This window comes from Micromonospora radicis, assembly GCF_003583405.1.
Classification (GTDB): Bacteria; Actinomycetota; Actinomycetes; order Mycobacteriales; family Micromonosporaceae; genus Micromonospora; species Micromonospora radicis.
Genome location: NZ_QXEC01000006.1, coordinates 166461 through 190996, shown reverse-complemented (window position 1 = coordinate 190996; position 24536 = coordinate 166461). Strand labels below are relative to the sequence as shown.

Below are 24536 nucleotides of genomic sequence, written 5' to 3'. Positions count from 1 at the left end.
GGGCCGGAAGCGGGCGCGCTAGCGTCCGTATTCGTACTGCTTGGGCTCGTCGTCGGCGGGGGGACGGGACAAGGCCGAACCCAGCCCTGCGGGACAGAAGGAGGGTCTTCATGACCCTGAAATGGTTGGCAGTCGTGGTCGCCACGATCTCGGTGACACTTTGCGTCACCGGCAACGCGGTGACCCTGGCCCTGAACGGCGGGCAGCTTCCCCTGCTCGTCAACCTCTTCGCGCTCGTCGCCGCGGCCACCGCAGTCGTCTTGGCGGTGGTCGCCGAGTTGCACGAACGGCTCAACGACCGGCTCACCGCGCTCACCGAGTTCCTGGTGGAGCGGCTCCGGGAGATCGAGGCGCACACCGGCGACCGGAACAGCGGGTTCGTGGAGGGCTACCTACTGAGCCACGGCCAGGAGGCGGCCGTGGTGCCGTTCGTCCGCCGGGGACGTGGAGCCGCCGAACGCTGATCGCATTCGCGGCAAATGCCGGATCCACCCGAGGAATAGCCGGAGAAACCCGGGGTACGCTGTCGCGCGTGCCGCCGTTGAATCTGGGCAACCAGCAGCCGAAGACCCCGCTGAACGCCGACCAGGCCTGGCGGGCCACCGCCGACCGGGCGGCCGAAACCATCCTCTTCTTCGACTTCGACGGCACACTCGCGCCGGTCGCCGACGATCCGACCCAGGTACAGCCCGCGCCGAAGGTGCTGGCCGCGCTCGAAACGCTCGCCCCGGTGGTACGCCGGGTCGCGATCGTCTCGGCCCGGCCGGTGGACTTCCTGCGGGAGCACTTCGGCGGGCTGGCCGGCGTGGATCTCTACGGGCTGTACGGGTTGGAGCACAGCCACTCCGGCGGTGCGACCGTCACCGAACCGGCCGCGCTGCCCTGGGTACCCACCATGGCCGAACTCGCCGAGTCGGCCCGCGCCGAACTGCCGGCCGAGGCGCTCGTCGAGTACAAACGGCTGTCGGTGGCGCTGCACTGGCGTACCGCGCCGCAACTCGCCGCCGCCGTCGAGACGTGGGGACGCGCCCAGGCCGAGCGCCTCGGTCTGCGGGTGCAGGTCGGTCGGATGGTGCTGGAGATCAAGCCGCCCGTCGACCGCGACAAGGGCATGGTGATCGACGAGCTGGTGCAGGATGCCGGCGGCGCCTGGTACTTCGGTGACGACGTCTCCGACATCAAGGCCTTCGCCGCGGTGCGGGCCCGCGCCGCCGGTGATCCCGACTTCCTGGGCGTCTGCGTCGCGGTGGCGAACCCGGAGACCGGTGCCGAGGTCGCCGAGGCCGCCGATCTCACCATCGACTCGCCGGCCGACCTCGGCGACTTCCTCACCGAGGCCACCCACCACCTCACCTGAGCGCGGCCCCGGCGGGGGCTAGACGCCGAAGCGGCGCTGCCGGGTGGCGTACGAGCGCAGTGCCCGGAGAAAGTCGACCCGGCGGAAGTCCGGCCAGTTGAGTTCACAGAAGTAGAACTCCGAGTGCGCCGACTGCCAGAGCATGAAACCGGACATCCGCTGCTCGCCGCTGGTCCGGATGATCAGATCCGGGTCGGGCAGACCGCGGGTGTAGAGGTGCTCCGAGATGTCGTCGACATCGAGCGAGCCGGCCAACTCCTCCAGCGTGCCGCCGTTCGCGGCGTGCTCCAGCAGCAGTGAACGCACCGCGTCGGCGATCTCCCGCCGGCCGCCGTACCCGACCGCGATGTTGACCTGGGCGCCGCCGCTGCGCTCCCGGGTTCGTTCCTCGGCGGCCTTGAGCGCGGTCGCGTGCTGCGCCGGTAGGACGTCGAGGGCGCCCACCATACGTAGCCGCCACGGGTTGCCCTGCTCGGCCAGTTCGGTGGTCAGGTCCTCGATGATCTGAAGCAGCGGATCCAGCTCCGCCGCCGGCCGCGAGAGGTTGTCGGTGGAGAGCAGCCAGAGCGTCACGTGCCCCACGCCCGCGGCATCGCACCAGCGCAGCAGTTCCTTGATCCGCTCCGCGCCCTTGCGGTGCCCGTCGTTCGGGTCGACGAAGCCCATGTCCCGGGCCCATCTGCGGTTACCGTCGCACATCACGCCCACGTGACGAGGCACCGGTCGGCCCGCGAGCTTGGCCGTCAGCCGCCGCTCGTACACGGAGTAGAGGAGTTTCCGCAGAGTCATCACTTGCAGAGTAGCGAGCCCCGGCGCGGCCGAGTGTGCCGGTGGCCGACGCCGCACCGAGCGGCCGAGGCCGATCGAACCGACCGTGTGACAGGCCCACGGACCAGCGGCGCAGCGGCACCGACCGGCCGACCGGCCAACGCGACGCGACCACCGCCCGGAGCCCGGTCCGGCACCCCACCCTCCCCTGTCTGGACGCTTTGCTCTGCTTCAACCGACGCAAATGACTTCCGCCACTCTCCGTTGCGCGAGTTGAAGCAGAGCAAAGGCGGCACAGGGGAATCTGGTCGGCGACCGGACGCCGGACCGGTCGGCCGCCACGCGACGACAGCCGCTGGTGGGTGACGGAGCAGGCTCAGGTGGTGGCGGTGACACGGGCGGCGCGGCGTACGCCGTAGAGGGCGAGGACCGCTGCGGCGACCAGTGGCGCACCATCGCGGATCAGGCCGTCGACGCCGAGCAGCCACCAGCACAACGGGAGATCCACGGCGAGCACCCCGGCGGTGATCACGACCAGGAGGGTGCTCGCCCAGCGTTTGCCGCGCATCAGGAAGGCGGTGCAGAACAACACCAGGTAGCTGGTCGCCAGACCGGCGCCCAGCCAGAGCAGCACCGCGGGCACGGCGAGCAGCCGCCCGTCCAGGATCGCCGCCGCGGCCACCAGCGCCGGCACCAGCATCAGTGGGCTGTAGGTGAAGGCAGCGACCCGGCTGGTGAGCAGCCAGGCGCTCGCCTCCGGCCGACGGGGTGGCGTCTCCCGCCAGGAGATGCCGGACTTGTCGATGACCAGCCGCGGTCGATGCCGGACCAGGTGCGCGGCGATGCCCGCAGAGCGGTACAGCAGCCATACGACGGTCGCGCAGAGGGCGGTGAGCAGGGCGAAGCCGAGCAGCCCGGGCAGTGGGGGCACGCCCTGCCGGGGCACGATCAGGCGGCCGACCGCGAACACCGTGGTGACGGCGAGGATCAGGCCCAACGGACGGGCCACGGTACGCCCCCGGCGCACGTGGCCGATCAGCAGCAGGAAACCGAACGAACGCAGCATCGCCCAACCGGTACGCACCGCGAGCCCGAAGCCCTGCTCCGGGGCGTACCACCAGTTGAGCACCTCGACCACGACGGTGGCCGCCGCCGTCAGCGCGAGCAGTGCGGTCAGCGCCCGGACGGCGGACGGCCGCCGGACCTCGGTCTCGGCGGCCGTCCTCATGGGATCCGATGATGCCCGGATCCGGCGTCGATCACACCCCGCGCTGGGGCTGCTCCGCGTCGAGCCGGGCCCGCAGGGCGTCCAACTCGGCCCACAGGACACCGGGCAGCTTGTCCCCGAACTTCTCGAACCACTCGGTGACCAGCGGCAACTCGTCGCGCCACTCGTTCGGGTCGACCTTGAGCGCGATCCGGACGTCCTCAGGGGTCATGTCCAACCCGTCGACGTCGAGCGAGTCCAGCGTCGGGACCATGCCGATCGGCGTCTCCACCGCGTCCGCCCGGCCCTCGATCCGCTCGATGATCCACTTGAGCACCCGGGAGTTCTCGCCGAACCCAGGCCAGAGGAAGTTGCCCTCCGGGTCCTTGCGGAACCAGTTGACGTAGTAGACCTTCGGCAGCTTCGACTCGTCGCCGTCGGTGCCCTTGCCCATCTCGATCCAGTGCCGGAAGTAGTCGCCGCCGTGGTAGCCGATGAACGGCAGCATCGCCATCGGGTCGCGGCGGACCACACCGACCGCGCCGGAGGCGGCGGCGGTGGTCTCCGACGAGAGGGTGGCACCCATGTAGACGCCGTGCACCCAGTCCCGGGCCTCGGTCACCAGCGGTACGGTGTCCCGGCGCCGGCCGCCGAAGAGGATCGCGTCGATCGGTACGCCGTTGGGGTCGAAGTAGTCCTCGGCGAGGATCGGGCACTGGGTGATCGGGGTGCAGAACCGGCTGTTCGCGTGCGAGGAGAGGTTCTCGCTCTCCGGCGTCCAGTCGTTGCCCTTCCAGTCGATCAGGTGCGCCGGGGGCTCGCCCAGGCCCTCCCACCACACGTCTCCGTCGTCGGTGAGCGCGACGTTGGTGAAGACCGAGTTGCCTCGTTCCAGCGTCCGCATGGCGTTGGCGTTGGTCTTCCAGTCGGTGCCGGGCGCGACGCCGAACAGGCCGTACTCCGGGTTGACCGCGTATAGCCGACCGTCGGGACCAAACCGCATCCAGGCGATGTCGTCGCCGATCGTCTCGACCTTCCAGCCGGGGATCGTCGGTTCCAGCATGGCCAGGTTGGTCTTGCCGCAGGCGGACGGGAAGGCACCGGCGACGTGGTAGACCCGCCCCTCCGGCGAGGTGATCTTCAGGATCAGCATGTGCTCGGCGAGCCAGCCCTCGTCCCGCCCCATCACGCTGGCGATCCGCAGCGAGTAGCACTTCTTGCCGAGCAGTGAGTTGCCGCCGTACCCGGAGCCGAAGGACCAGATCTCCCGGCTCTCCGGGAAGTGCGAGATGTACTTGGTGTCGTTGCACGGCCAGGCGACGTCCTGCTGGCCGGGGGCCAGCGGCGCGCCGATCGAGTGCAGCGCGTGCACGAACTCGGCGTCGTCGCCCATCGCTTCGAGGATCTTGGCGCCCATCCGGGTCATGATCCGCATCGAGGCGACGACGTACGGGCTGTCGGTGATCTCGACACCGAACATGGGCTTCTCGGCCTCGACCGGACCCATCACGAACGGGATGACGTACATCGTCCGACCGCGCATCGAACCGCGGTACAGATCCGTCATGATCCGCTTCATCTCGGCCGGCGCCATCCAGTTGTTGGTGGGGCCGGCGTCCGCTTCGTCCACCGAGCAGATGTACGTCCGCTCCTCGACCCGAGCGACGTCCGTCGGATCCGTCCGCGCGTAGAACGAGTTCGGCTTCTTCTCGGGGTTGAGCCGGACGAGAGTGCCGGCCTCGACCAGTTCGTCGGTGAGGCGACGCCATTCCTGATCGGATCCGTCCACCCAGACCACTTGATCCGGGGTGGTCAGTTCAGCGACCTCACGAACCCAGGCGAGGAGTTTGGGGTGGGACGTCGGGGCCTGATCGATACCTCGAACCGTGGCCGGAGCAACCATGACAATCTCCTTGTGGTCGACGCTGACCGGTCTATGGAGTGCACGAGTCTCGGCGGCGCGATGTGCGTCACCTTCGTGGAAACCTGGGATTGGGCTCAGCGTAAACCGATGAACCTCGCCAGTCAGTGGGACTGGTTGTGAAGAACTGCACAAGGTACGGGCACGCTGCGGCTTCACGAGCCTTTACCCGCTTTCACGCGCAGTTTCACGCAAATCCTGCGGTGGACCTCCGGGTGGCCCGCCGAGCGCGGCACTTTCCGACCGGTTGACCGGAAGCGCAATTCAACTCCGGATTCGACAGGTCCGGCTACGCTCCGTTCGTGCCCGTCCGTGCCGCCGCACCGGTGGATCCCGGTAGCCGTCGCTACCCGTCCGCGCGCCCCCCAACCGGTACGCTCGCACGGTGGCCGCCACGATGACCGGGGAGCCGGACTCCTCGCCGACCCGTACGGGTCTGGTCCACTCCCTGCGCGACCGCTTCGGTCACCTCCTGCGGGAGCTGAGCAAGTTCGCGACCGTGGGCGGCATCGCCTTCCTCGTCGACTTCGCGCTGTTCAACTACCTCATCGGCCCGGTCGCCATGGAGCAGCTCACCGCGAAGACCATCGCCACGGTGACCGCCGCCACCTTCGCCTTCCTGGGCAACCGGTTCTGGACCTGGCGCCATCGCAGGCGCACCAACCCGGCCCGCGAGTACGCGCTGTTCTTCTTCTTCAACGCGGTGGGCCTGGGGATCGCGGTGGCCTGCCTGGCCGTCAGCCGGTACGGGCTCGGCAGCATCTGGCCGCAGGTGTTCCAGACCCGACTGGCCGACAACATCGCCAGCTTCGTCGTGGGCACCGGCCTCGGCACGCTGTTCCGATTCTGGTCGTACCGACGGTTCGTCTTCGTGGATGCGGGAACTCCCACCGGCACGGAAGTGAACCGGGACCGCGGGGCGTGACCTGCCGCCCACCATCCGGCCGGAGCCTACCGGCCCCCGCCTACTGCCCTAAGGTGTTTCGCATGCCTCTTGTCCGTCTGCTGCCTGAACGCTGGCAGAAGTTCATCCATGAGGCGCTCAAATTCGGCCTGGTCGGCGGCGTCAACACCGTCATCAATTACGCGGTGTTCAACGCGCTCGCACTCACCGTTTTCGTCGACGGCCAACTGAAGGCCACGGTGGTCGCCACCGTGGTGGCGACCATCACGTCCTATCTGATGAATCGGCACTGGACGTACCGAGATCGCCCGAAATCGGCCATGCAGCGGGAGTACGCCCTCTTTTTCCTCTTCAACGGGGTGGGCCTGCTGATCGAACTCGGTGTCCTGGCCGCCGCCAAGTACGGGCTGGGCGTGACCGGCCTGCTGGCGCTCAACATCGCCAAGACCGGCGGTGTGGTGCTGGCGACCCTGTTCCGCTTCTGGTCGTACCGCACCTTCGTCTTCCAGCCCGCCGCGCCCGCCGAGTCCGCGAAGACCTGGCACGGCCTGCCGCGCGACGAGTGGGACACCATGGCCGAGATGGACCCGGTGGCCGAACTCGCCGAGTCCATCACCGAGCTGGAGGAAGAGGAACCACCGGCGACCCGGCCAACCGGCCTGACCCCCCGGCCGCTCCAGCCCCGGGCCGCCGCCCTGAGCAGCGAGACCGAGTTCAGCGCGGCACTGGACAAGGAACTGGCTGCCGAGCTGGACGCCGAACTCCAGCCTGCCCCGGCGCCCCGCCGCTTCCGGCGCCGCTGACCCACGCCCGACAACCGCAACGCCCGCCAGCAATCGCTGGCGGGCGTTCGTCGTACCCACGTCGTTTGCCGCGGCGGGGCGGCCCTCCGCTGCCAGACCTGCGCTACGCGCCGGCCTTGTTGTCGCGTTCGGCGAGGATCTCGCGCAGTTCGCCGTCGCCCAGCGAGTGCTTGTCGTGGAACGCCTCCACCAGTTCGTAGAGCTTCGTCTGGACCCGATCCACCTTCGGCACGTCGGGCAGCACGGACTGGCCCCGCTCGCCGGCCGACTCGATGGTCAGGGTGCCGAAGCCCAGCAGCCGCCCGACGAAGCGCTGGTTCATCGAGTGGTCGTTGACCCGGCTGAGCGGGATGTCCCGCCGTTCCCGGGAGAAGACGCCGTGCTGGAGCACGACCCGTTCGTTGGTGAACAGGAAGTGCGTGGTGCGCCAGTTGATGTACGGCCAGAGAGTCAGCACGATCACCGCCAACCCGGCCAGACCGCCGATCACGGCGAGCGTGATCGACCCGCCCCCACCCGAGGGCAGGAACACGACACCGGCCGCCACCGCGGCGATGGCGAGCACCAGCACCGTCACCGGGCGGACCAGAACCTTCCAGTGCGGATGCAGGTGCAGCACGACATGCTCGTCCTCGGTGAGCACGTCCTCGGGGAACGCCACGGAAACCTCCTCGCAGAACCAGACGCGCAGACCGTAACCCCCCACCGCCACCCCGCCACATCCACCACGCGGTCACCCCCCAACCCGCCACCGCCGCCCCACCCCCTCCCCTACGCGTCGATCTTGCACTTTCGGTCGCCGAAATGCCCTGTAAGCAACGTTTGCCCGGACACAAAGTGCAAGATCGACACGCAGAGATGGGGTGGGGTGGGTCAGCGGAGGTGGAGGAGGTCGGCGGCGGGGAGGGAGTGGGTGGTGGGGGTCGGCGAAGGGGTGGTGAGGAGGAGGTGGCCGTCGGTGTCGACGGTGGTGGCGGTACCGGTCAGGGTGGTGCCGTCGGGGAGCAGGGCACGGACCTCGCGGCCGACGGTGTCGCAGACCTGAAGGTATGCCTCGCGCAGGCCGCTGGCGCTCGCGTCGCCACCGGCGTCCCGCCAGCGGGCGTACCAGTCGGCCAGCGAGCGGAGCAGGGCACGCAGCAGCGGGTCCCGGTCGGTGGCCGCCGCGCCGGCCAACTGCAGCGAGGTGGCCGGCAGGCCGGTCGGGTGCTCGGGCAGTTCGTCGGCGCGCAGGGTGACGTTCAACCCGATGCCGAGGACCACCGCGGGCGGGTCCGCAGGGGTGGGACCGGGTACCGCCTCGGCCAGGATGCCGGCGCACTTGGCACCGTCGACCAGCAGGTCGTTCGGCCACTTCAGGCTGGCCTCCAGCTCGGCCAGCCGGGTCACCGCCTCCACCAGCGCCACGCCGGCCAGCAACGGCAGCCAGCCGTACCCCGCCGGTGGTGCGGCCGACCAGCCGCGCTCCGGCGCCGCCACACCGGGCCGGAGCAGCACGCTGGTCGCGATGCCCGCCCGCGGCGGAGACTGCCAGACCCGGCCGCGTCGCCCCCGGCCCGCGGTCTGCCGCTCGGCCACCACGACCAGGCCCTCCGGCTCACCGGCCCGGGCCGCCTCGGCGACGTCGGCGTTCGTGGAGCCGGTCTCCACCCGCAGCTCCAGCCGCGCCCACGGACCGTACGGGGCGACCAGCGCCCGGCGCAGCCGGGCCGCCGACAGCGGCGGACGATCGAGGTCGGTGTACGGCGAATCCGGCATCGGGCCAGCCTACGGGCCACCGGTGAGGCGAACTGCACAGCGGCGGCGACCTGAACCATCGTTATATTCCCTGGGTGACTACCGAGACCGGGAGCAACCTGCACAGCACCGCGGGCAAGCTGGCCGACCTGGAACGCCGGGTCGAGGAGGCGGTGCACGCCGGGTCGGCCCGCGCCGTGGAGAAACAGCACGCCAGGGGCAAGAAGACCGCGCGGGAGCGGATCGAGATGCTGCTCGACGAGGGTTCCTTCGTCGAGCTGGACGAGTTCGCCCGGCACCGGTCCACCAACTTCGGGTTGGACCGCACCCGACCGTACGGCGACGGCGTGATCACCGGCTACGGCACCGTCGACGGCCGGCAGGTCTGCGTCTTCGCCCAGGACTTCACGGTCTTCGGTGGCTCTCTCGGCGAGGTCTTCGGGCAGAAGATCGTCAAGGTGATGGACCTGGCGATGAAGATCGGCTGCCCGGTCGTCGGCATCAACGACTCCGGTGGCGCCCGCATCCAGGAGGGCGTGGTCTCGCTCGGCCTCTACGGCGAGATCTTCTTCCGCAACGTACGCGCCAGCGGCGTCATCCCGCAGATCTCGCTGATCATGGGCCCGTGCGCGGGTGGGGCGGTCTACTCCCCGGCGGTCACCGACTTCACCGTGATGGTCGACCAGACCTCGCACATGTTCATCACCGGCCCCGACGTGATCAAGACGGTCACCGGCGAGGACGTGGGCATGGAGGAGTTGGGCGGGGCCCGTACCCACAACACCCGCAGCGGCAACGCGCACTACCTCGCCTCCGACGAGGACGACGCGGTCGACTACGTCAAGGCCCTGCTGTCGCACCTGCCGTCCAACAACCTGGACGAGCCGCCGGTCTTCGACGCCCCGGCGGAGCTGGCCGTCACCGACGCCGACCGGGAGCTGGACACGCTGATCCCGGACTCGGCCAACCAGCCGTACGACATGCACCGGGTGCTCGAACACGTGCTCGACGACGGGGAGTTCCTGGAGGTCCAGCCGCTCTACGCGCAGAACATGGTGGTCGGCTTCGGTCGGGTCGAGGGCCGGCCGGTCGGCGTGGTGGCCAACCAGCCGATGCACTTCGCCGGCACGCTGGACATCGCGGCCAGCGAGAAGGCGGCCCGGTTCGTGCGTACCTGCGACGCCTTCAACATCCCGGTACTGACCTTCGTGGACGTGCCCGGGTTCCTGCCCGGTACCGGTCAGGAGTGGGACGGCATCATCCGCCGGGGCGCCAAGCTCATCTACGCGTACGCCGAGGCCACCGTGCCGAAGGTCACCGTGATCACCCGCAAGGCGTACGGCGGGGCGTACGACGTGATGGGTTCCAAGCACCTGGGGGCGGACCTGAACTTCGCCTGGCCGACCGCGCAGATCGCGGTGATGGGCGCCCAGGGTGCGGTGAACATCCTCTACCGGCAGGAACTCGCCGCCGCCGAGGATCCGGCCGCGGTCCGCGCCGAGAAGATCGCCGAGTACGAGGACACCCTGGCCAACCCGTACGTCGCCGCCGAACGCGGGTACGTCGACGCGGTGATCCCGCCGCACGAGACCCGTACCCAGATCGTCCGCGCCCTGCGGGTGCTGCGCACCAAGCGGGAGACCCTGCCGCCGAAGAAGCACGGCAACATTCCGCTCTGACCGGCCCCGGCCCGCCCGGGCGGGCCGGGGCCGGTCGAACGCGGCGGGCGTCAACAGGCCGGATTGGCCGCCACACAGAGTCGGCCTGCGGCGATGGCGGCGACCCGCCGCAACTCCGGCTCGGTGCCGTCGGCGCCGAGCGTCAGCACCGTGACCAGGTCGCCGACCCGCAGCACCGCGGTCGTCTCGGGGGGCGCCGTCTCCCGGCTCGGACCGGTGTCCAGATGGCGGGTCACCGTGACGGTGTGCCGGATCAGCATCGCCTCGTCACCGGCGAAGTCGCGGTCGACGACCTCCCACCGGTGGTCCGCCTCGGCCCGCGCGAGCCGCTCCCCCCATGCAACCTCGCCGGTCGATCGCCAGTTCGCGCACGGCGCGAGCAGCGCGTCGAGGCGTACGAAGAACTCCGCGACCCGCTCCGCTGCGATGCGGTAGACGTCCTGCCTGAAGGCCAGCTCGGCCAACCGGGGACTGCCGTCGTCGTTCGCTCGCAGCAGGGTCTGCGAACGTGAGTACCGCGAGGTGTCCCAGTTCGCCGTCCGGCCCTGCTCCTCAAGACAGACCTGCACCAGGTAGTCGACCTGCACCGGTTCGCCGAGGCCCGCCTGGCCGAGCGGCGGATCGGTCCTCGTCGTCAGGGCTTCCGGCTGCACCAGCGCCTCGTGTGGAATCTCGGCGTACGGCGACGGCTGCGGCTGCGGCGCGGAGGCCGGCGGCGCCACGAGACGTATCCCCGCCATCGTGGGCACACCGGCCAGGACCAGCACCGCGACCGCCGCGCCGACCACGGCCCGGTGCCGTCGGCGGCGGGCCCGCGCACGTAGCACCGCGGGTTCCGGCCACCGGACGCTCCGCAGGTCGTTGCGGAGCCGCTCGACGAACGCCAACTCGTCACGCATCGGGTGCCTCCTCGAGTTCAGCGACGGCGAGCAGCCCGGCGAGCGCGGCACGCCCCCGGGACAGGCGGGCCTTGACCGTGCCGACCGGTGCGGCGGTCTCCCGCGCCACCTCCGCCACCGGCAGACCGACCAGGTAGTACAGGGCTATCGCGATGCGCTGCTCCTCGGGCAGCCGGCGCAGGGCGGCGACCACGTCGACGGTGTCGGTACCCGGCGGAGGAACGCTCTCCACCGCGCCGTGCCGCAGGTATGCCCGGGCCCGGCTGCGCAGGCTGCGCCACCGGCTCACCGCCAACCGGCTGGCCACCACCCGTACCCACGCCTCGGGGTCGTCGTAACCGCTCACGCTGGGCCAGCGCTGCCACGCCCGGATGTACGCCTCCTGGACGGCGTCCTGGGCTTCGGTGAGGTCCCCGGTCAGCACGTACACGAAGCCGAGCAGCCGTTGCCGGCTGCCCCGGTAGAACTCGTCGAACCCGTCGACGTCCGGCACCTGCTACCTCCCTGGGCGTTGTAGAGGACACGCTCCAGGGGTGGCCGTGGTTGCGCCGACGGCGGGAACTTGTCGGGGCGGTGCCCCGGTCACCAGCTGATGCCGGCCTCCGCGAGCAGCGGGCCGGCCAGCATCAGCCCTCCGACGACCAGCACGACGAGGTTGACCAGGCCGAAGAGGACGACCCAGAAGAAGGCCGGCAGTCCGGTGATGCCGGCCAGCTGGTCGGCGTCGGAGGCCGGCATCCCGCGTCGGGTCCGCAGTCGCTGCAGTTCCACCACCGGGCGTACGCCGCCGAGCAGCAGGAACCACACGCCGGTCCAGGCGAACGCGGCCTGCACCTGCGGGCTGGCGTACCAGGAGACGGCGAGCACCACTCCGCCGGTGACCAGCAGCGACAGCACCCCGAAGAGGTTCCGGATCATGATCAGCATGGCCAGCAGCAGGAGCACCGCGACCCAGAGCAGCAGGGTGATCCGGTTGCCGGCCAGCAGCCACGCCCCGCCCAGGCCGACCAGCGGCGGTGCGACGTAGCCGGCGAGCAGGGTGAGCACCATGCCGGGACCGGTGGGGCGGCCGGCGGAGAGCGTCAGTCCCGAGGTGTCCGAGTGCAGCCTGATGCCGCGCAGCTTGCGCCCGGTGAGCAGCGCGACCAGGGCGTGACCACCCTCGTGCGCGATGGTGATCGCGTTGCGGGCGATCCGCCACGGCAGCCGGAGGGTCACCACCAGCAGCGCGACCAGGGCGGTGAGCAGTACCAGCAACGGCGGCGGGTCGGGCTGCGCGCCGAACAGGCGGTCCCAGAACTCGGTCATGCCCTCGATCGACACCATGGGGCGGGAGCCTACCGCCCGCGTTCCGGTGTCACTCCCGGGCCAACCGCCCGATCGTCTGAGACTGACCGGGTGGCGATCGGATCGGGAGGTAGACGCCAAGAGCCTGATCGTGAGCCCTGCACCGCGCAAACGACACCGGCTGGTGTCGTGGAAGGTTTCCTTAACCCCTATTGCCCCGACGGACGACCACCTTCAAAGATGACTGTCTATCGACAGTCGTCTCAGGAGGACGCCATGGGTCGGACCAGACCATCGCTGCGCCGGCTGACCGCCGCCGCGCTCACCGTGCTGGCCACCGCCGCCGCCGGGCTCGTCGCCACCGCGACCCCCGCCGCCGCGGCCACCGTGCCGGGCATCGACGTGTCGCGCTACCAGGGCACCATCAACTGGACCAGCGTCCGCAACGCCGGCATCCAGTTCGCCTTCATCAAGGCCACCGAGGGTACGAGCTACAAGGACCCGAACTTCAACACCAACTACGTCAACGCGTACAACGCCGGGGTGATCCGGGGCGCGTACCACTTCGCCCGGCCGAACATCTCCTCCGGCGCGGTGCAGGCCAACTACCTGGCCGCCAACGGCGGCGCCTGGTCGGCGGACAGCCGAACCCTGCCGGCAGCGCTGGACCTGGAGGCGAACCCGTACAGCGGCGGCTACTGCTACGGCCTGAGCACCACCGCGATGCGCAACTGGGTGCAGGACTTCCTGAACACCTACCGCTCGCGCACCGGCCGCTACGCGGTCATCTACACCACCACCAGCTTCTGGAACCAGTGCACCGGCAGTTGGACCGGCCCGTGGGCCAACCACCCGGTCTGGGTGGCCCGCTGGTCCTCCTCGGTCGGCGCGCTGCCGGCCGGCGCCCCGGTCTGGAGCTTCTGGCAGTACACCGACTCCGGCAGCGTGTCCGGCATCAGCGGCGCGGTGGACCGCAATCACTGGAACGGCGACCGCAGCCGGCTGATCGCGCTGGCCAACAACACGTGACGCACGCCACGGCGACTGGCCGGCGCCCCGTGACCCTGCGGACGTCGGCCGATCGTCGGCGTGAGTGTCGCCGCGCGGCGTTCAGCCCGTCGTCGCTGTTGGCCGCAGGCGCGGCGTCCAGGCCCGTGAGCGCGACCGGCACGCTCAGGCCACCCCGGCAGGTGACGCTGCCCCGGCGGGTGACGCTGCCGCGGCGGGTGACGTGCCAGCCGGCGAGCCATGCCCGGTCGATCAGTCCTGGCGGTCGGGCACGAACTCCCGGAAGATCATCTCGAAGTTCGCCAACTGCTCGTCCCACTCCCGGTCCGCGACCTCCCAGCGCAGGGCGAAACCCCGGTTGCTGGCGGTGACGAAGCCGCGGTTCCTGGTCCGGATCCGAGTGTTGTCCCGGGTCTCCCGCCAGTCCCAGTCGGCACAGGTACGCCACTTGCAGTCGAACGACCAGATGTCGATGTACTCGTAGTTCCGCACCACGTTCTTCCGGCCGGACTCGATCCTTCGCCACTCGGCGGCAGCATCCCGCTTCGGCGTGTCGGTCCGGTCGATGAGCAGCTCGCGTACGCCGTTCGGTTCCCGGTAGGTGACCGACGTGCCGCTGGCGCTGCGCCGCCAGCCGTCCGGAATCGGCAGCTTGAAACCCACCGGGTCGGTACGCATCGTCCAGCCCTCGGGTAGGCCACCGGCCGGCGTGGACGGACTGGTGGAGACCGACGGGCTCGGTGAGGCGGACGGGCTGGGCGACTCGGAGGGGCTGGGCGGGGCAGCGCTGGACGATGTCGTCGGTGCACCCGTCGCCGTCGGCGAAGCGTCCGAGTTGCCGGCCGCGTCCTGCGGCGTACCGCCGTCGTCCCCGTCGCCGCCGGTCAACAGCGGCACCACCAGCACCAGGCCGAGGAGCAACACCGCGACGAGGGCGCCGACGAGCAGACCGCGCCGGTTCCGCTCGGAGCGGAGGAACCCCGAGGTGAAGACCGAACCCCGGGCCGGCGCCGGACTCACCGGAGCCGACGGCAGCAGCGAGGTCGGCTGGCGGGTGACCCGGGTGGCTTCGGCGTCGCCGGTGGCCGTCGGGTCGCCCCCGTCGGCGGTGGCCGCCGAACCGGTCGCACCCGCCGCCGCGAGGCTACCGGCGGCGGTCGACGCTGATTGGCCCTCCGACACCCTCGTCGTCGCGTCGGCGTCGCCGACCCGGGTCGTCGGGCCGGCTTCCGAACCGTCGCCGGATGCGGCGAGCTGCTCGGTCGACGCGCCGTCCGAGCCGCTGGCGCCGACGTCCACCCGGGTCGTCGGCTCGGCGTCGGCCGGGACCTTCGCCGTCGGCGCGGCGTCCGGGGCGGCAGGTGTGCCGGTCGACGGATCAGGGCGGGCGCCGGCGGCCGCCGCGGTGGTCGGGCCGGCGGGCGGGGGCGTACGCGGGGCCGGCGGACCGACCGGACTGGCCGGTCGTTCCCCGGACGGCCGCGGCGCCGGCACCAGCGGCGGACGGGGCTCACGCGGACCGTTCGGCCCCGGCCGGCGTACCCCGTCCAGCAGTGAGATGCTCCGGGCGCGGCGGCCGGCGGCCTTGCGCAGCATGCGCTCGGCGGACTCGGCGGTGACCCGTTCCTGGGGATCCTTGCGGAGCAGCCCGTTGAGTACCGACTTGAGCGGACCGGCGTTGCGCGGTGGCGGCACCGGCTCGGTGGCCAGCGCGGCCAGGGTGGCGATCGCCGACGACCGGGCGTACGGGGACTTGCCCTCCACGGCGGCGTAGAGCGTGGCGCCCAGCCCCCACAGGTCGGCCTCCGGCCCGGCCGTGCCGTCCCGCGCCCGCTCGGGCGATATGTACGCCGGAGAGCCGAGCACCATGCCGGTGCGGGTGACGTTCGGGTCGCCGGGGATGGTGGCCAGCCCGAAGTCGGTCAGCACCACCCGACCGTCGTTGCCGAGCAGGACGTTGCCGGGCTTGACGTCGCGGTGCATGATGCCGGCCTTGTGCGCGGCCTTCAGGGCGTTCAGCACGCCGAGCCCGATCTCCACCGCCCGGGCCGCGGGCACCGGCCCGTCCTCGGCGATGGTGTCCTGCAACGAGCGCGACGCCACGTACTCCATGACGATCCACGGGTCACCGTCGGTGCGCAGCACGTCGAAGATGCGTACCACGTTGACGTTGTTGAGCCGGGCGATGGCCCGCGCCTCCCGCAGCGAGCGTTCCCGCATCTCGCGGCGCTCGTCGTTGGTCAGACCCGGCGGCGGCACGAGTTCCTTGATCGCAACGTCGCGGTGCAGCACCTCGTCACGCGCCCGCCAGACCCGACCCATGCCACCCTGACCGAGCGGCGAGATGAGCCGGTACCGGTCGGCGACGAGTTGGGAGGGGGCAGCGTCTGACATCGCTGAGACGGTACCCGCCAGCGCCGACAGCCACACCGTCGGCACGCCACTGTGCGACGAAGGTCAAGCTCACGACGCGTACCCTGGATGTCATGTCCGAGAAAGAGCCGCTGGTGCGGGTCGTGCGCGGCGTGCCGACCGCCGAGGAACTCGCCGCGTTGGTCGGTGTGGTCGTCGCCCGTTCCCGGCCGCCCGCCAGCCCGCCACCGGCACCCGCGTCGGCCTGGGCGCGCAGTGGCCGGCCGACCAGAGCCGGGCTGGTATCCGGTACCGGCGCCTGGCGCACCTCGGGCCTGCCCCGCTGACATCGCGGTACCCACCCCCGCCAGGACGAGCCGAGTACGGGGCTGCCGGGGCGGCGTCGACCCACTAACCTCACTCTGGGGAACGAGGCCGTGACGGTTGGGAGGGCCGATGATCCCTGAGGAGGATCGACAAGCGTCCTGGTTGGGCGGTAACCCGGGCGTCGAGGCGGACATCCGCCAGATGCGGGAGTTCGCCGACCGCCTGCGGGCCGAGGTCGACGACAACTACACGCCCCACCTGCGCTACATCGCCAACGACATGCTCACCCAGGTGTCCAACCCGGCGGACGCGTTCATCGAGCTGGTGCAGTTCATGCGTACCCACTGGGAGACCCAGCAGGCCACCGCGAACGCCGTCTGGGGCGCCGGCCACAGCACCGGCCGACTGGCCGATGCGGCTCACCAGGTGGCGCAGCGTTACGGCAGCGTCGACGCCTTCGCCGCGGCCCTGGTCGCGGACGTCCAACAGGCCCTCGGCCGCCCCGGCGTGGCGACCACCCAACCGGTGCCGTCACCGTCGCTCGCCGACCCCACCGGCCCCGACCACCCCGGCCCGGTGGTGCTGCCGTGAGGGACGTGGGCGTCGGCCGCAGCGGCGGCCGCACCGACTGGCACCTGATGTGCGTCACCGACATGTGGGCCTGCCTGCAAGACCACCAGACCGACCAGCACTGGCGACACGTCGCCGGCTGGCGCAAGGTCTGTGACCTGGCCGGTCAGCACCTCACCCGGCTGCGCACCTACCGCGCCGGCCTGGCCCGGGCCTGGCCACCGGAGACCAACGCCGCCGCCCGCGCCTACCTCACCGAACTGGACCAGCTGATCGAGCAGGTGCAACGCACCCACGACGCGGCCGCCGCCAACCAGACGGCACTGTCCGCCGCCACCCAAGCCATCACCAGCACCCGCAGCGCGCTTCAGAAGATCCACGAAGAGTACGCCGGCAAACTCCAGCAGAAACGATCGTGGGAACAGACCGCAGCCGACCCCAAGGCCGCCGCCGCCAGCCGCGCCAGCCAGCCCCCGGTCACCGACGCCGACCTCGAACAGCTGAACGTCCAAGCACGCGGCATCATGTACGGCCTCAGCAGCGAACTCCAACAAGCCCAAGTAATGCTCCGCCAACCCCCTCAACCGCCTCGGGCTCAGCCCTCCAGGGATCAACCTCGGCTTGAAGGGCAACCTTTCGCTGGCGACGCTGCGCCGATCATTCCTCCGGTAGTGCCCGTCCCCGTGACCACAGCCGTTCGCAGTAAACCCTCGAACCCGCCGTCACCGTCGCGTTCGATAGCCATGCCAGCTGCGCCCAAGACAGGCCCCGTACTCGGTGGAACACCGGCTGGCACCGTCGCCACTTCCGCAACTCCACACTCATCCGCACCGGGCCCTCCCCCAATCCAGGGCAACCCGACCTCATCCCCTCCCCTCGGGTTGAGACCTGGCATTCCACGGCTCGGGTATACCCAGCCCGACCAGATCGGTCGACCCAGTAACGGTGGCGCAAACGCGGCGCAACGGCCCATGCCCATCGGGGGGTTAATCGGAGGCCCCCCTAGCGCCGGGCTTGGCCAACCTGCGTCTGCCAACACGCCGCCGCGCAAGGTCAATCCGATTGGCGGAGTCATTGGCGGCGGTGCGGGCACCAGCCCAACAGGTGCAGCTGGCTCCCGTCCAGGCAGCAGCAGAGGGTTCGCGGGCAGCTCACAAATCTTTCCGCCCAGCGGCGGCTCACCAATCATGAACACGTCGAGCCCAAGCGGAATCACGATGCCGAGCCGAACCAATCATCATCGCCAGAATGAAGAGAAGGCGCAGCATTGGGATCCCGAACACCCTTGGGAGACAGACCAGGGGATCAGCCCGGTGATACGACCACCGAACAACGAAGGGCCAATCGACCCCGGACCAGCAATCGGCCTCAAGCTCTAATGACGCCCACGCGGCACATTCCGGTTTCGATGCTGCTAGCGTCGCTGCTCATACTACTCGCGCCCCCTACACCTCACATCACGGCGGCGACAACCTCGCCGGCAGTCGACATCGATCAAATCCGGAGCAAGCAATGGCACGCGGCGCATCTAGGGCTTAGAGAAGCGCATAGGATCACCAAGGGCGAGGGGATAACCGTCGCAGTTCTAGACACCGGAGTTCAACCACATCCAGATCTCAAGCAAAATCTCCTGCCAGGCGCGGACCTGTCCGATGAAGGCGGCGACGGGCGACAGGACCGGGACGGACATGGGACAGGAATGGCAGGACTCATCGCCGCCCATGGCCAGTCGCAGGCCCGAGGCGCATTGGGCATTGCACCGAAAGCAAGGATACTTCCCGTCCGCTTCAAGAAAGACAGCCGAGGTGGCACCGCAGATGGACTTCGAGAGGCAATCGATTTTGCCATTCGGAACGGCGCTCAAGTTGTGAACATTTCGTCTGCTGGCGCTCCCGACGTTCAGATGCAGCAAGCAACTCAAAGAGCTGCCCAGGCGAACGTGGTAATCGTGGCAGCAGTTGGCAACATGCCTTCCGATCGGCACGTGGGATTCCCTGCCGCCTATCAATATGTGGTTGCAGTTGGAGGAATCGACCGGAGCGGAACGCATGCCGAGGTCTCAGTCATCGGCCCGGAGGTCGATGTCGTCGCGCCAGCGGTCGAGATCTACAGCACCAGCATCGGGGGTAGGTATCGGGTAGGCACCGGCACGTCCGGGGCTACTGCGATTGTTGCGGGGGCGGCGGCGTTGGTTCGGGCCAAGTATCCGTATCTGCCGGCGGATGAGGTGGTCCATCGGTTGACCGCGACTGCGATCGACAAGGGGCCGCCGGGACGTGACGACCAGTACGGCTATGGGGTGGTCGATCTGGTGGCGGCGTTGACGGCAGACGTACCGCCTCGGGGTTTCGGTTCGGCGCCCGCGAGCACGCCGGACGGGGCTGGCTCGACCACGGCGGCGGCGGACAGGCCGCGGGCTGACGGGGAGCGAACGGCGACGGTACGCGGGCTGGTCACGCTGGGGGTGTTGCTGGCGGCGGGCGGCGCCTGGGCGTTGTTCGCTCGCCACCGGCGCCGGTCTGATGATCCGCCGCCGCGGATCAGTCGCTGACGAGTCGATCGAGATGGCGGCCGTCGGTGGGACATCACGAGCTGACGCGAGTACGGCAAGGCCCCGGTGGTGGGCGGGGGCGTGGCGCGTGGTGGCGGTGAGGGCAACCGGTAACGTCGGCGGGGTGCCTGATGTCATGCCGCTTCGTCTGGTGCTCGCCTCGGCCAGTCCTGCCCGCCGCAAGTCCTTGCAGGCCGCCGGCATCGAGCCGGATGTGCTGGTCAGTGGGGTCGACGAGTCGTTGGTGGTGACCGAGCGGGCCGAGGATCTCTGTCTTGAGTTGGCCCGGTTGAAGGCACAGGCGGTACTCACCCGACTGCGGCCCGCCGACGACCAGCGCACGCTCGTGCTGGGCTGCGACTCGGTGCTCGCGTTCGACGGGGAGATCCTCGGCAAGCCGGCTGACGCGGCCGACGCCACCCGGCGGTGGGAGCGGATGCGTGGGCGCAGCGGGGTGCTGCACAGCGGCCACTGTCTCATCGACGTGGAGGGCGGGAGTCGGGCCGAGGCGGTCGCCTCAACGGTGGTTCACTTCGCCGACATCAGCGACCACGAGGTCGCCACGTATGTCGGTACCGGCGAGCCGCTGGCGGTGGCCGGGGCGTTCACGATCGACGGGCTGGGCGGGCCGTTCGTGGAACGGATCGAGGGTGATCCGGGGACGGTGGTCGGGCTTTCCCTACCACTGCTACGCCGCCTGCTCGCCGAACTGGACCTGCGGATCACCGATCTGTGGACGAAGGTCGCGCCCGGCAACCAGACGGTGGAGCCGCTCGGCTAACGTCCGGACATGACGCTGAAGTCGATCCCGCTCACCGACGAACTGCACGGTTACCTCGTCGCGCACGGCTCCCCGCCGGACGAGGTGGTCCGCGACCTGGCCGCGGAGACGCTGACGCTGCTGCCCGCACAGGCGTCGATGCAGGTCGCGCCGGAACAGGCCGCGTTCCTGACCTTCCTGACCCGGCTGCTCGGCGCGCGGCAGGCGGTGGAGGTGGGCACCTTCACCGGCCTCTCCGCGCTGGCGATCGCCCGAGGGCTCGCCGACGGCGGGCGGCTGACCTGCTTCGACATCTCCGAGGAGTACACCGGTGTCGCCCGCCGCTACTGGGCTCGCGCCGGTGTCGACGACCGGATCGACCTGCGCATCGGCCCGGCCGCCGATCGGCTGCGGGAGTTGCCCAACGAGCGGCACCTCGACTTCGCCTTCATCGACGCCGACAAGACCGGTTATCCGGTGTACTGGGCGGAGTTGGTGCCCCGGATGCGGCCGGGCGGGGTGATCGCCGTCGACAACGTACTGCGGCACGGCCGGGTGATCGCGCCGCAGAGCGCCGACGACCGGGCCATCGCCGCCTTCAACGACGACGTCCTGGCCGACGTACGGGTCGACGCCGTGATGCTGCCGATCGCGGACGGTCTGACTCTCGCCCGGGTGCACTGACCGGGATCAGCGCCGACCGCCGGAACAGGCAACCGAATCGGGTCAGCGGACGCTGCGGGCAAACTGACGGGCCGCCCAGTAGACGCCGGCGGCGGCGAGTACCGCGATGATGGTCAGCCCCTGCCAGACCCGGTCGTTGCTGATGTCGCCCGCGAACAGGGCGCGGGTGCCGTCGACCGCCCAGGAGAAGGGGTTCCACCTTGCGATGCCCTGCAACCAGCCGGGCGCGAAGGCCAGTGGCAGCAGGATGCCGGAGAGCAGCAGCACCGGCTGGGCCACCGTGTTCATCAGCGGGGCCAGCGCGTCCTCGCTCTTCACCTTCAGCGCGACGCCGTAGGAGACCGCCGAGGTCATCAACGCGATCAGGGCGAGCATCAGGTACGCCAGCAGCAGGTCGCCGATGAACACCCGCAGGTCGAACAGGAGCGCGAGCAGGGTGATGATGACCGCCTGGACCAGCAGCGACACCACGTCGCGCAGGGAGCGGCCGAGCAGCAGGGCGAGCCGGCTCACCGGGGTGACCCGGGACCGCTCGATCACTCCGGCGCGCAGCTCGGCGATCAGGCCGAAGCCCTGGAACAGGCCACCGAAGATGGCCAGCAGCACCAGCAGGCCGGGCACGAAGATCTTGTACGCCTCGGCCTGGGTGGGCGCGTTCAGCGCCGGCTTGAGCAGCGGGGCGAACAGCAGCAGGTACATCACCGGCTGGAACACGCCGACGAAGACCCACACCGGGTTGCGCAGCAGCAGGTGCAGTTGACGCTGGAAGATCAGCCAGGTGTCGCGGGCGAGTTTCATCAGGTCTCCTGATCGGTTCAGGACTCGCGCAGCGAGCGGCCGGTCTTGGTGAGGAAGACGTCGTCGAGGCTCGGGCGGTGCAGCTCGATCGACCTCAGTTCGAGGCCCGCGCCGTCCACCCGGCGCAGGATGCGCGGGATGGCCGTGGCGCCCTCGTCGACGAAGAGTCGCAACCCGCCCTCCTCGAGGGTTTCCAGCCGGCTCACGTACTCCTCGGCGGCGAGCAGCTTCTCCGCCTCGCCGGTGGTGGCCACGTCCAGGCCGACCTGCACCACGTCGCCGGAGATCTCCCGCTTGAGGTCGGTCGGGGTGCCCTCGGCGACCACCTCGCCGTGATCCATGATCGCGATCCGGTCGCAGAGCGCGTCGGCCTCGTCAAGGTAGTGGGTGGTGATGAAGACGGTCATGCCGTCGGCACGCAGCCGCCGGATCTCGTCCCACATGTGCGCGCGGCTCTGCGGGTCGAGGCCGGTGGTGGGCTCGTCCAGGAAGACGATCTTCGGTTCGTGGATGATGCCGAGGGCGATCTCGACCCGCCGCCGCTGGCCGCCGGAGTAGGTCTTGCACTTGCGGTCGGCGAACTCGGTGAGCTGGAACGCCGCCAGCGCGCGGGTGGCCCGGCGCTGCGCCTCGGTCTTCGAGATGCCGTACAGCCGGGCCTGGAGCACCAGTTCCTCCCGGGCGGTGGACTCGTCCCAGGTGCTGCCGCCCTGGGCCACGTAGCCGATCCGGCGCCGCACCTCCCCCGGGTCCTTGCGCAGATCCGCACCGGCGATGGTGGCCTGGCCGCCGTCCGGCTCGATCAGCGTGGCCAGCATCCGCAGCGTGGTGGTCTTGCCGGCGCCGTTGGGGCCGAGGAAACCGAAGATCTCACCCGCCGCCACGTCCAGGTCGACACCGCGTACCGCGTCGACGGTCTTCGTCTCCCGACCGGCCCGGCTGCGGAACGACTTGCGCAACCCCCTGGTCTCGATCATCACTTCTCCCCGCTCGTGGCCGCCGTCGGCCATCATCGTCACCGCCACCCGATCACATCGGTACGACACCACGCCGACCGCGAGCCGGGCCGCAGCGTGCCGCATCCCACACTGAGCGATCGTTAGGGCCGCCCGGCTGGCCGATAAACTCCCGGTCAGTAACCTCCGGGAGGAGCCAGCAAGGTGCGCAAGGTACTCATCGCCAACCGGGGCGAGATCGCTGTCCGGGTGATCCGCGCCTGCCGGGACGCCGGCCTGGACAGCGTCGCGGTGTACGCGGACTCCGACCGGGACGCCCTGCACGCCACGCTCGCGGACGAAGCGTACGCCCTGGGTGGCGACACGGCGGCGGACAGTTACCTGCGTGTCGACAAACTCGTCGAGGTGGCCCGGCGCTCCGGCGCCGACGCGGTGCACCCGGGTTACGGCTTCCTCTCCGAGAACGCCGACTTCGCCCAGGCGGTCATCGACGCCGGGCTGACCTGGATCGGTCCGACCCCGCAGGCGATCCGCGACCTCGGTGACAAGGTGACCGCCCGGCACATCGCCCAGCGGGCCGGCGCTCCCCTGGTGCCGGGCACCCCGGACCCGGTCGGCAGCCCGGACGAGGTGATGGCCTTCGCCGTCGACCACGGCCTGCCGGTGGCGATCAAGGCCGCCTTCGGGGGCGGCGGACGGGGCCTGAAGGTGGCCCGGACGATGGAGGAGATCCCGCAGCTGTTCGAGTCGGCCACCCGGGAGGCGGTGGCGGCGTTCGGCCGGGGGGAGTGTTTCGTCGAGCGCTACCTCGACCAGCCGCGCCACGTCGAGGCGCAGATCCTGGCCGACCAGCACGGCAACGTGATCGTGGTCGGCACCCGGGACTGCTCGTTGCAGCGCCGGCACCAGAAGCTGGTCGAGGAGGCGCCCGCGCCGTTCCTCACCGACGAGCAGCGGGCCCAGATCCACGACAGCGCCAAGGCGATCTGCCGGGAGGCGGGTTACCACGGCGCCGGCACCGTCGAGTACCTGGTCGGCAACGACGGCACCATCTCCTTCCTGGAGGTCAACACCCGGTTGCAGGTGGAGCACCCGGTCACCGAGGAGACCGCCGGCATCGACCTGGTACGCGAGCAGTTCCGCATCGCCGACGGCGAGAAGCTGCGGTTCACCGCGGATCCGACGCCGCGCGGGCACTCCATCGAGTTCCGGATCAACGGCGAGGATCCGGGGCGCAACTTCCTGCCCGCCCCGGGGACGGTCACCGCGCTGCGGCTGCCCAGCGGGCCGGGCGTCCGGGTGGACACCGGCATCTCGGCGGGCGACGTGATCGGCGGGAACTTCGACTCGCTGCTGGCCAAGCTGATCGTCACCGGCGAGACCCGTACCGAGGCGTTGCAGCGGGCCCGCCGGGCGCTGGATGAGATGGTGGTCGAGGGGATGGCCACCGCGTTGCCGTTCCACCGCCTGGTGGTCCGGGATCCGGCCTTCACCGCCGAGCCGTTCACCGTGCACACCCGCTGGATCGAGACCGAGTTCGACAACCCGGTGCCGCCGTTCGCCGCCGCCGGACCGATCGCGGTTGCGCCCGAACGCGAGACCGTGGTGGTCGAGGTGGGCGGCAAGCGGCTGGAGGTGACGCTGCCGGCCGGTCTCGGCGGCGGCCCGGCCGGCGCTTCGCCGGCCGCGCGCAAGCCCGCCCGTCGTGGTGCCGGCGCCGCGGTCGGCCCGGTGGCCGGCGGGGACGCGCTCACCTCGCCGATGCAGGGCACCATCGTGAAGATCGCGGTGGCCGACGGGGACACCGTCGCCGAGGGCGACCTGGTGGTGGTGCTGGAGGCGATGAAGATGGAGCAGCCGCTGTACGCCCACAAGGCGGGCACGGTGAGTGGGCTGTCGGCCGAGGTGGGTGCGGTGATCACCGCGGGCGCCGCCATCTGCACCATCGGCTGAGGGCGGGCGTCTGCG

24 protein-coding genes are annotated in these 24536 nt (G+C 70.4%); 13 read left to right on the top strand and 11 right to left on the bottom strand.

Translation table 11 applies throughout. From position 1 onward, the window contains the following. Nucleotides 1-110: 110 nt before the first annotated feature. A complete protein-coding gene (locus D2L64_RS09160; RefSeq protein ID WP_119574333.1) occupies nucleotides 111-464 on the top strand; it encodes a hypothetical protein in 354 nt (117 codons plus the stop codon). Between the two features lie 68 nt (nucleotides 465-532). Continuing rightward, complete coding sequence (gene otsB, locus D2L64_RS09155) at nucleotides 533-1357, top strand: trehalose-phosphatase (RefSeq protein ID WP_119574331.1); 825 nt, start codon at nucleotides 533-535, stop codon at nucleotides 1355-1357. Between the two features lie 18 nt (nucleotides 1358-1375). On the opposite strand, the gene D2L64_RS09150 is transcribed toward otsB, so the two are convergent. From D2L64_RS09150 to D2L64_RS09140, 3 genes are all read right to left on the bottom strand, one after another. Beyond that, nucleotides 1376-2146, bottom strand: a complete 771-nt coding sequence (locus D2L64_RS09150; protein ID WP_119574329.1) for an isoprenyl transferase — start codon at nucleotides 2144-2146, stop codon at nucleotides 1376-1378. Between the two features lie 355 nt (nucleotides 2147-2501). After that, a complete protein-coding gene (locus D2L64_RS09145; protein ID WP_119574327.1) occupies nucleotides 2502-3353 on the bottom strand; it encodes a hypothetical protein in 852 nt (283 codons plus the stop codon). A gap of 31 nt (nucleotides 3354-3384) precedes the next feature. After that, complete coding sequence (locus tag D2L64_RS09140; protein WP_119574325.1) at nucleotides 3385-5235, bottom strand: phosphoenolpyruvate carboxykinase (GTP); 1851 nt, start codon at nucleotides 5233-5235, stop codon at nucleotides 3385-3387. A 415-nt stretch (nucleotides 5236-5650) separates the two neighbouring features. On the opposite strand from D2L64_RS09140, the gene D2L64_RS09130 reads away from it, so the two are divergent. Both D2L64_RS09130 and D2L64_RS09125 read left to right on the top strand, forming a co-directional pair. Further along, the gene (locus D2L64_RS09130; RefSeq protein ID WP_119574449.1) at nucleotides 5651-6178 is read left to right on the top strand and encodes a GtrA family protein; all 528 of its coding nucleotides are present in this window, start codon (nucleotides 5651-5653) and stop codon (nucleotides 6176-6178) included. A gap of 62 nt (nucleotides 6179-6240) precedes the next feature. Beyond that, nucleotides 6241-6960, top strand: coding sequence for a GtrA family protein (locus tag D2L64_RS09125; RefSeq protein WP_119574323.1), 720 nt, complete (start codon nucleotides 6241-6243; stop codon nucleotides 6958-6960). A gap of 103 nt (nucleotides 6961-7063) precedes the next feature. Here the strand turns inward: D2L64_RS09125 and D2L64_RS09120 are convergent, their stop codons facing one another. Beyond that, nucleotides 7064-7621, bottom strand: a complete 558-nt coding sequence (locus D2L64_RS09120; protein ID WP_119574447.1) for a PH domain-containing protein — start codon at nucleotides 7619-7621, stop codon at nucleotides 7064-7066. A gap of 212 nt (nucleotides 7622-7833) precedes the next feature. Then, on the bottom strand, nucleotides 7834-8718 hold the full coding sequence (locus D2L64_RS09115) for a biotin--[acetyl-CoA-carboxylase] ligase (protein ID WP_119574322.1): 885 nt from the start codon (nucleotides 8716-8718) through the stop codon (nucleotides 7834-7836). 74 nt (nucleotides 8719-8792) lie between these two features. On the opposite strand from D2L64_RS09115, the gene D2L64_RS09110 reads away from it, so the two are divergent. After that, complete coding sequence (locus tag D2L64_RS09110; protein ID WP_119574320.1) at nucleotides 8793-10376, top strand: acyl-CoA carboxylase subunit beta; 1584 nt, start codon at nucleotides 8793-8795, stop codon at nucleotides 10374-10376. A gap of 50 nt (nucleotides 10377-10426) precedes the next feature. On the opposite strand, the gene D2L64_RS09105 is transcribed toward D2L64_RS09110, so the two are convergent. From D2L64_RS09105 to D2L64_RS09095, 3 genes are all read right to left on the bottom strand, one after another. Further along, complete coding sequence (locus D2L64_RS09105; RefSeq protein ID WP_119574318.1) at nucleotides 10427-11275, bottom strand: hypothetical protein; 849 nt, start codon at nucleotides 11273-11275, stop codon at nucleotides 10427-10429. Next, nucleotides 11268-11768 (bottom strand): SigE family RNA polymerase sigma factor, encoded by a 501-nt coding sequence (locus D2L64_RS09100; RefSeq protein WP_119574316.1) that lies wholly within the window; start codon nucleotides 11766-11768, stop codon nucleotides 11268-11270. The genes D2L64_RS09105 and D2L64_RS09100 overlap by 8 nt, the downstream gene beginning before the upstream one ends. Nucleotides 11769-11857: 89 nt before the next feature. Next, nucleotides 11858-12601: a M50 family metallopeptidase gene (locus D2L64_RS09095; RefSeq protein WP_119574314.1), complete on the bottom strand. Its 744-nt coding sequence runs from the start codon at nucleotides 12599-12601 to the stop codon at nucleotides 11858-11860. Nucleotides 12602-12838: 237 nt separating this feature from the next. On the opposite strand from D2L64_RS09095, the gene D2L64_RS09090 reads away from it, so the two are divergent. Then, nucleotides 12839-13591: a GH25 family lysozyme gene (locus D2L64_RS09090; RefSeq protein ID WP_119574312.1), complete on the top strand. Its 753-nt coding sequence runs from the start codon at nucleotides 12839-12841 to the stop codon at nucleotides 13589-13591. Between the two features lie 231 nt (nucleotides 13592-13822). Here D2L64_RS09090 and D2L64_RS09085 read toward each other — a convergent pair whose 3' ends face one another. Further along, nucleotides 13823-15964 (bottom strand): serine/threonine-protein kinase, encoded by a 2142-nt coding sequence (locus tag D2L64_RS09085; RefSeq protein WP_119574445.1) that lies wholly within the window; start codon nucleotides 15962-15964, stop codon nucleotides 13823-13825. 92 nt (nucleotides 15965-16056) lie between these two features. Here D2L64_RS09085 and D2L64_RS09080 point away from each other — a divergent pair, with 92 nt between their 5' ends. From D2L64_RS09080 to D2L64_RS09055, 6 genes are all read left to right on the top strand, one after another. Beyond that, the gene (locus tag D2L64_RS09080) at nucleotides 16057-16269 is read left to right on the top strand and encodes an acyl-CoA carboxylase subunit epsilon (protein ID WP_119574310.1); all 213 of its coding nucleotides are present in this window, start codon (nucleotides 16057-16059) and stop codon (nucleotides 16267-16269) included. A gap of 109 nt (nucleotides 16270-16378) precedes the next feature. Then, nucleotides 16379-16840, top strand: coding sequence for a hypothetical protein (locus D2L64_RS09075; RefSeq protein ID WP_119574308.1), 462 nt, complete (start codon nucleotides 16379-16381; stop codon nucleotides 16838-16840). Then, complete coding sequence (locus D2L64_RS09070; RefSeq protein ID WP_233558867.1) at nucleotides 16837-18198, top strand: hypothetical protein; 1362 nt, start codon at nucleotides 16837-16839, stop codon at nucleotides 18196-18198. Before D2L64_RS09075 ends, D2L64_RS09070 begins: the two co-directional genes overlap by 4 nt. A 29-nt stretch (nucleotides 18199-18227) precedes the next feature. Continuing rightward, nucleotides 18228-19370: a type VII secretion-associated serine protease mycosin gene (gene mycP, locus D2L64_RS09065; RefSeq protein WP_233558866.1), complete on the top strand. Its 1143-nt coding sequence runs from the start codon at nucleotides 18228-18230 to the stop codon at nucleotides 19368-19370. A 136-nt stretch (nucleotides 19371-19506) separates the two neighbouring features. Next, nucleotides 19507-20151: a Maf family protein gene (locus D2L64_RS09060; RefSeq protein ID WP_407663066.1), complete on the top strand. Its 645-nt coding sequence runs from the start codon at nucleotides 19507-19509 to the stop codon at nucleotides 20149-20151. A gap of 9 nt (nucleotides 20152-20160) precedes the next feature. Beyond that, on the top strand, nucleotides 20161-20814 hold the full coding sequence (locus D2L64_RS09055; RefSeq protein ID WP_119574302.1) for an O-methyltransferase: 654 nt from the start codon (nucleotides 20161-20163) through the stop codon (nucleotides 20812-20814). A 42-nt stretch (nucleotides 20815-20856) separates the two neighbouring features. On the opposite strand, the gene D2L64_RS09050 is transcribed toward D2L64_RS09055, so the two are convergent. Further along, on the bottom strand, nucleotides 20857-21612 hold the full coding sequence (locus tag D2L64_RS09050) for an ABC transporter permease (protein WP_119574300.1): 756 nt from the start codon (nucleotides 21610-21612) through the stop codon (nucleotides 20857-20859). A gap of 17 nt (nucleotides 21613-21629) precedes the next feature. Beyond that, nucleotides 21630-22589 carry an ATP-binding cassette domain-containing protein gene (locus D2L64_RS09045; protein ID WP_119574441.1) on the bottom strand — a complete coding sequence of 320 codons (960 nt, stop codon included), beginning with the start codon at nucleotides 22587-22589 and terminating at the stop codon, nucleotides 21630-21632. Between the two features lie 183 nt (nucleotides 22590-22772). On the opposite strand from D2L64_RS09045, the gene D2L64_RS09040 reads away from it, so the two are divergent. Next, a complete protein-coding gene (locus tag D2L64_RS09040; RefSeq protein WP_119574298.1) occupies nucleotides 22773-24521 on the top strand; it encodes an acetyl/propionyl/methylcrotonyl-CoA carboxylase subunit alpha in 1749 nt (582 codons plus the stop codon). Nucleotides 24522-24536 lie beyond the last annotated feature (15 nt).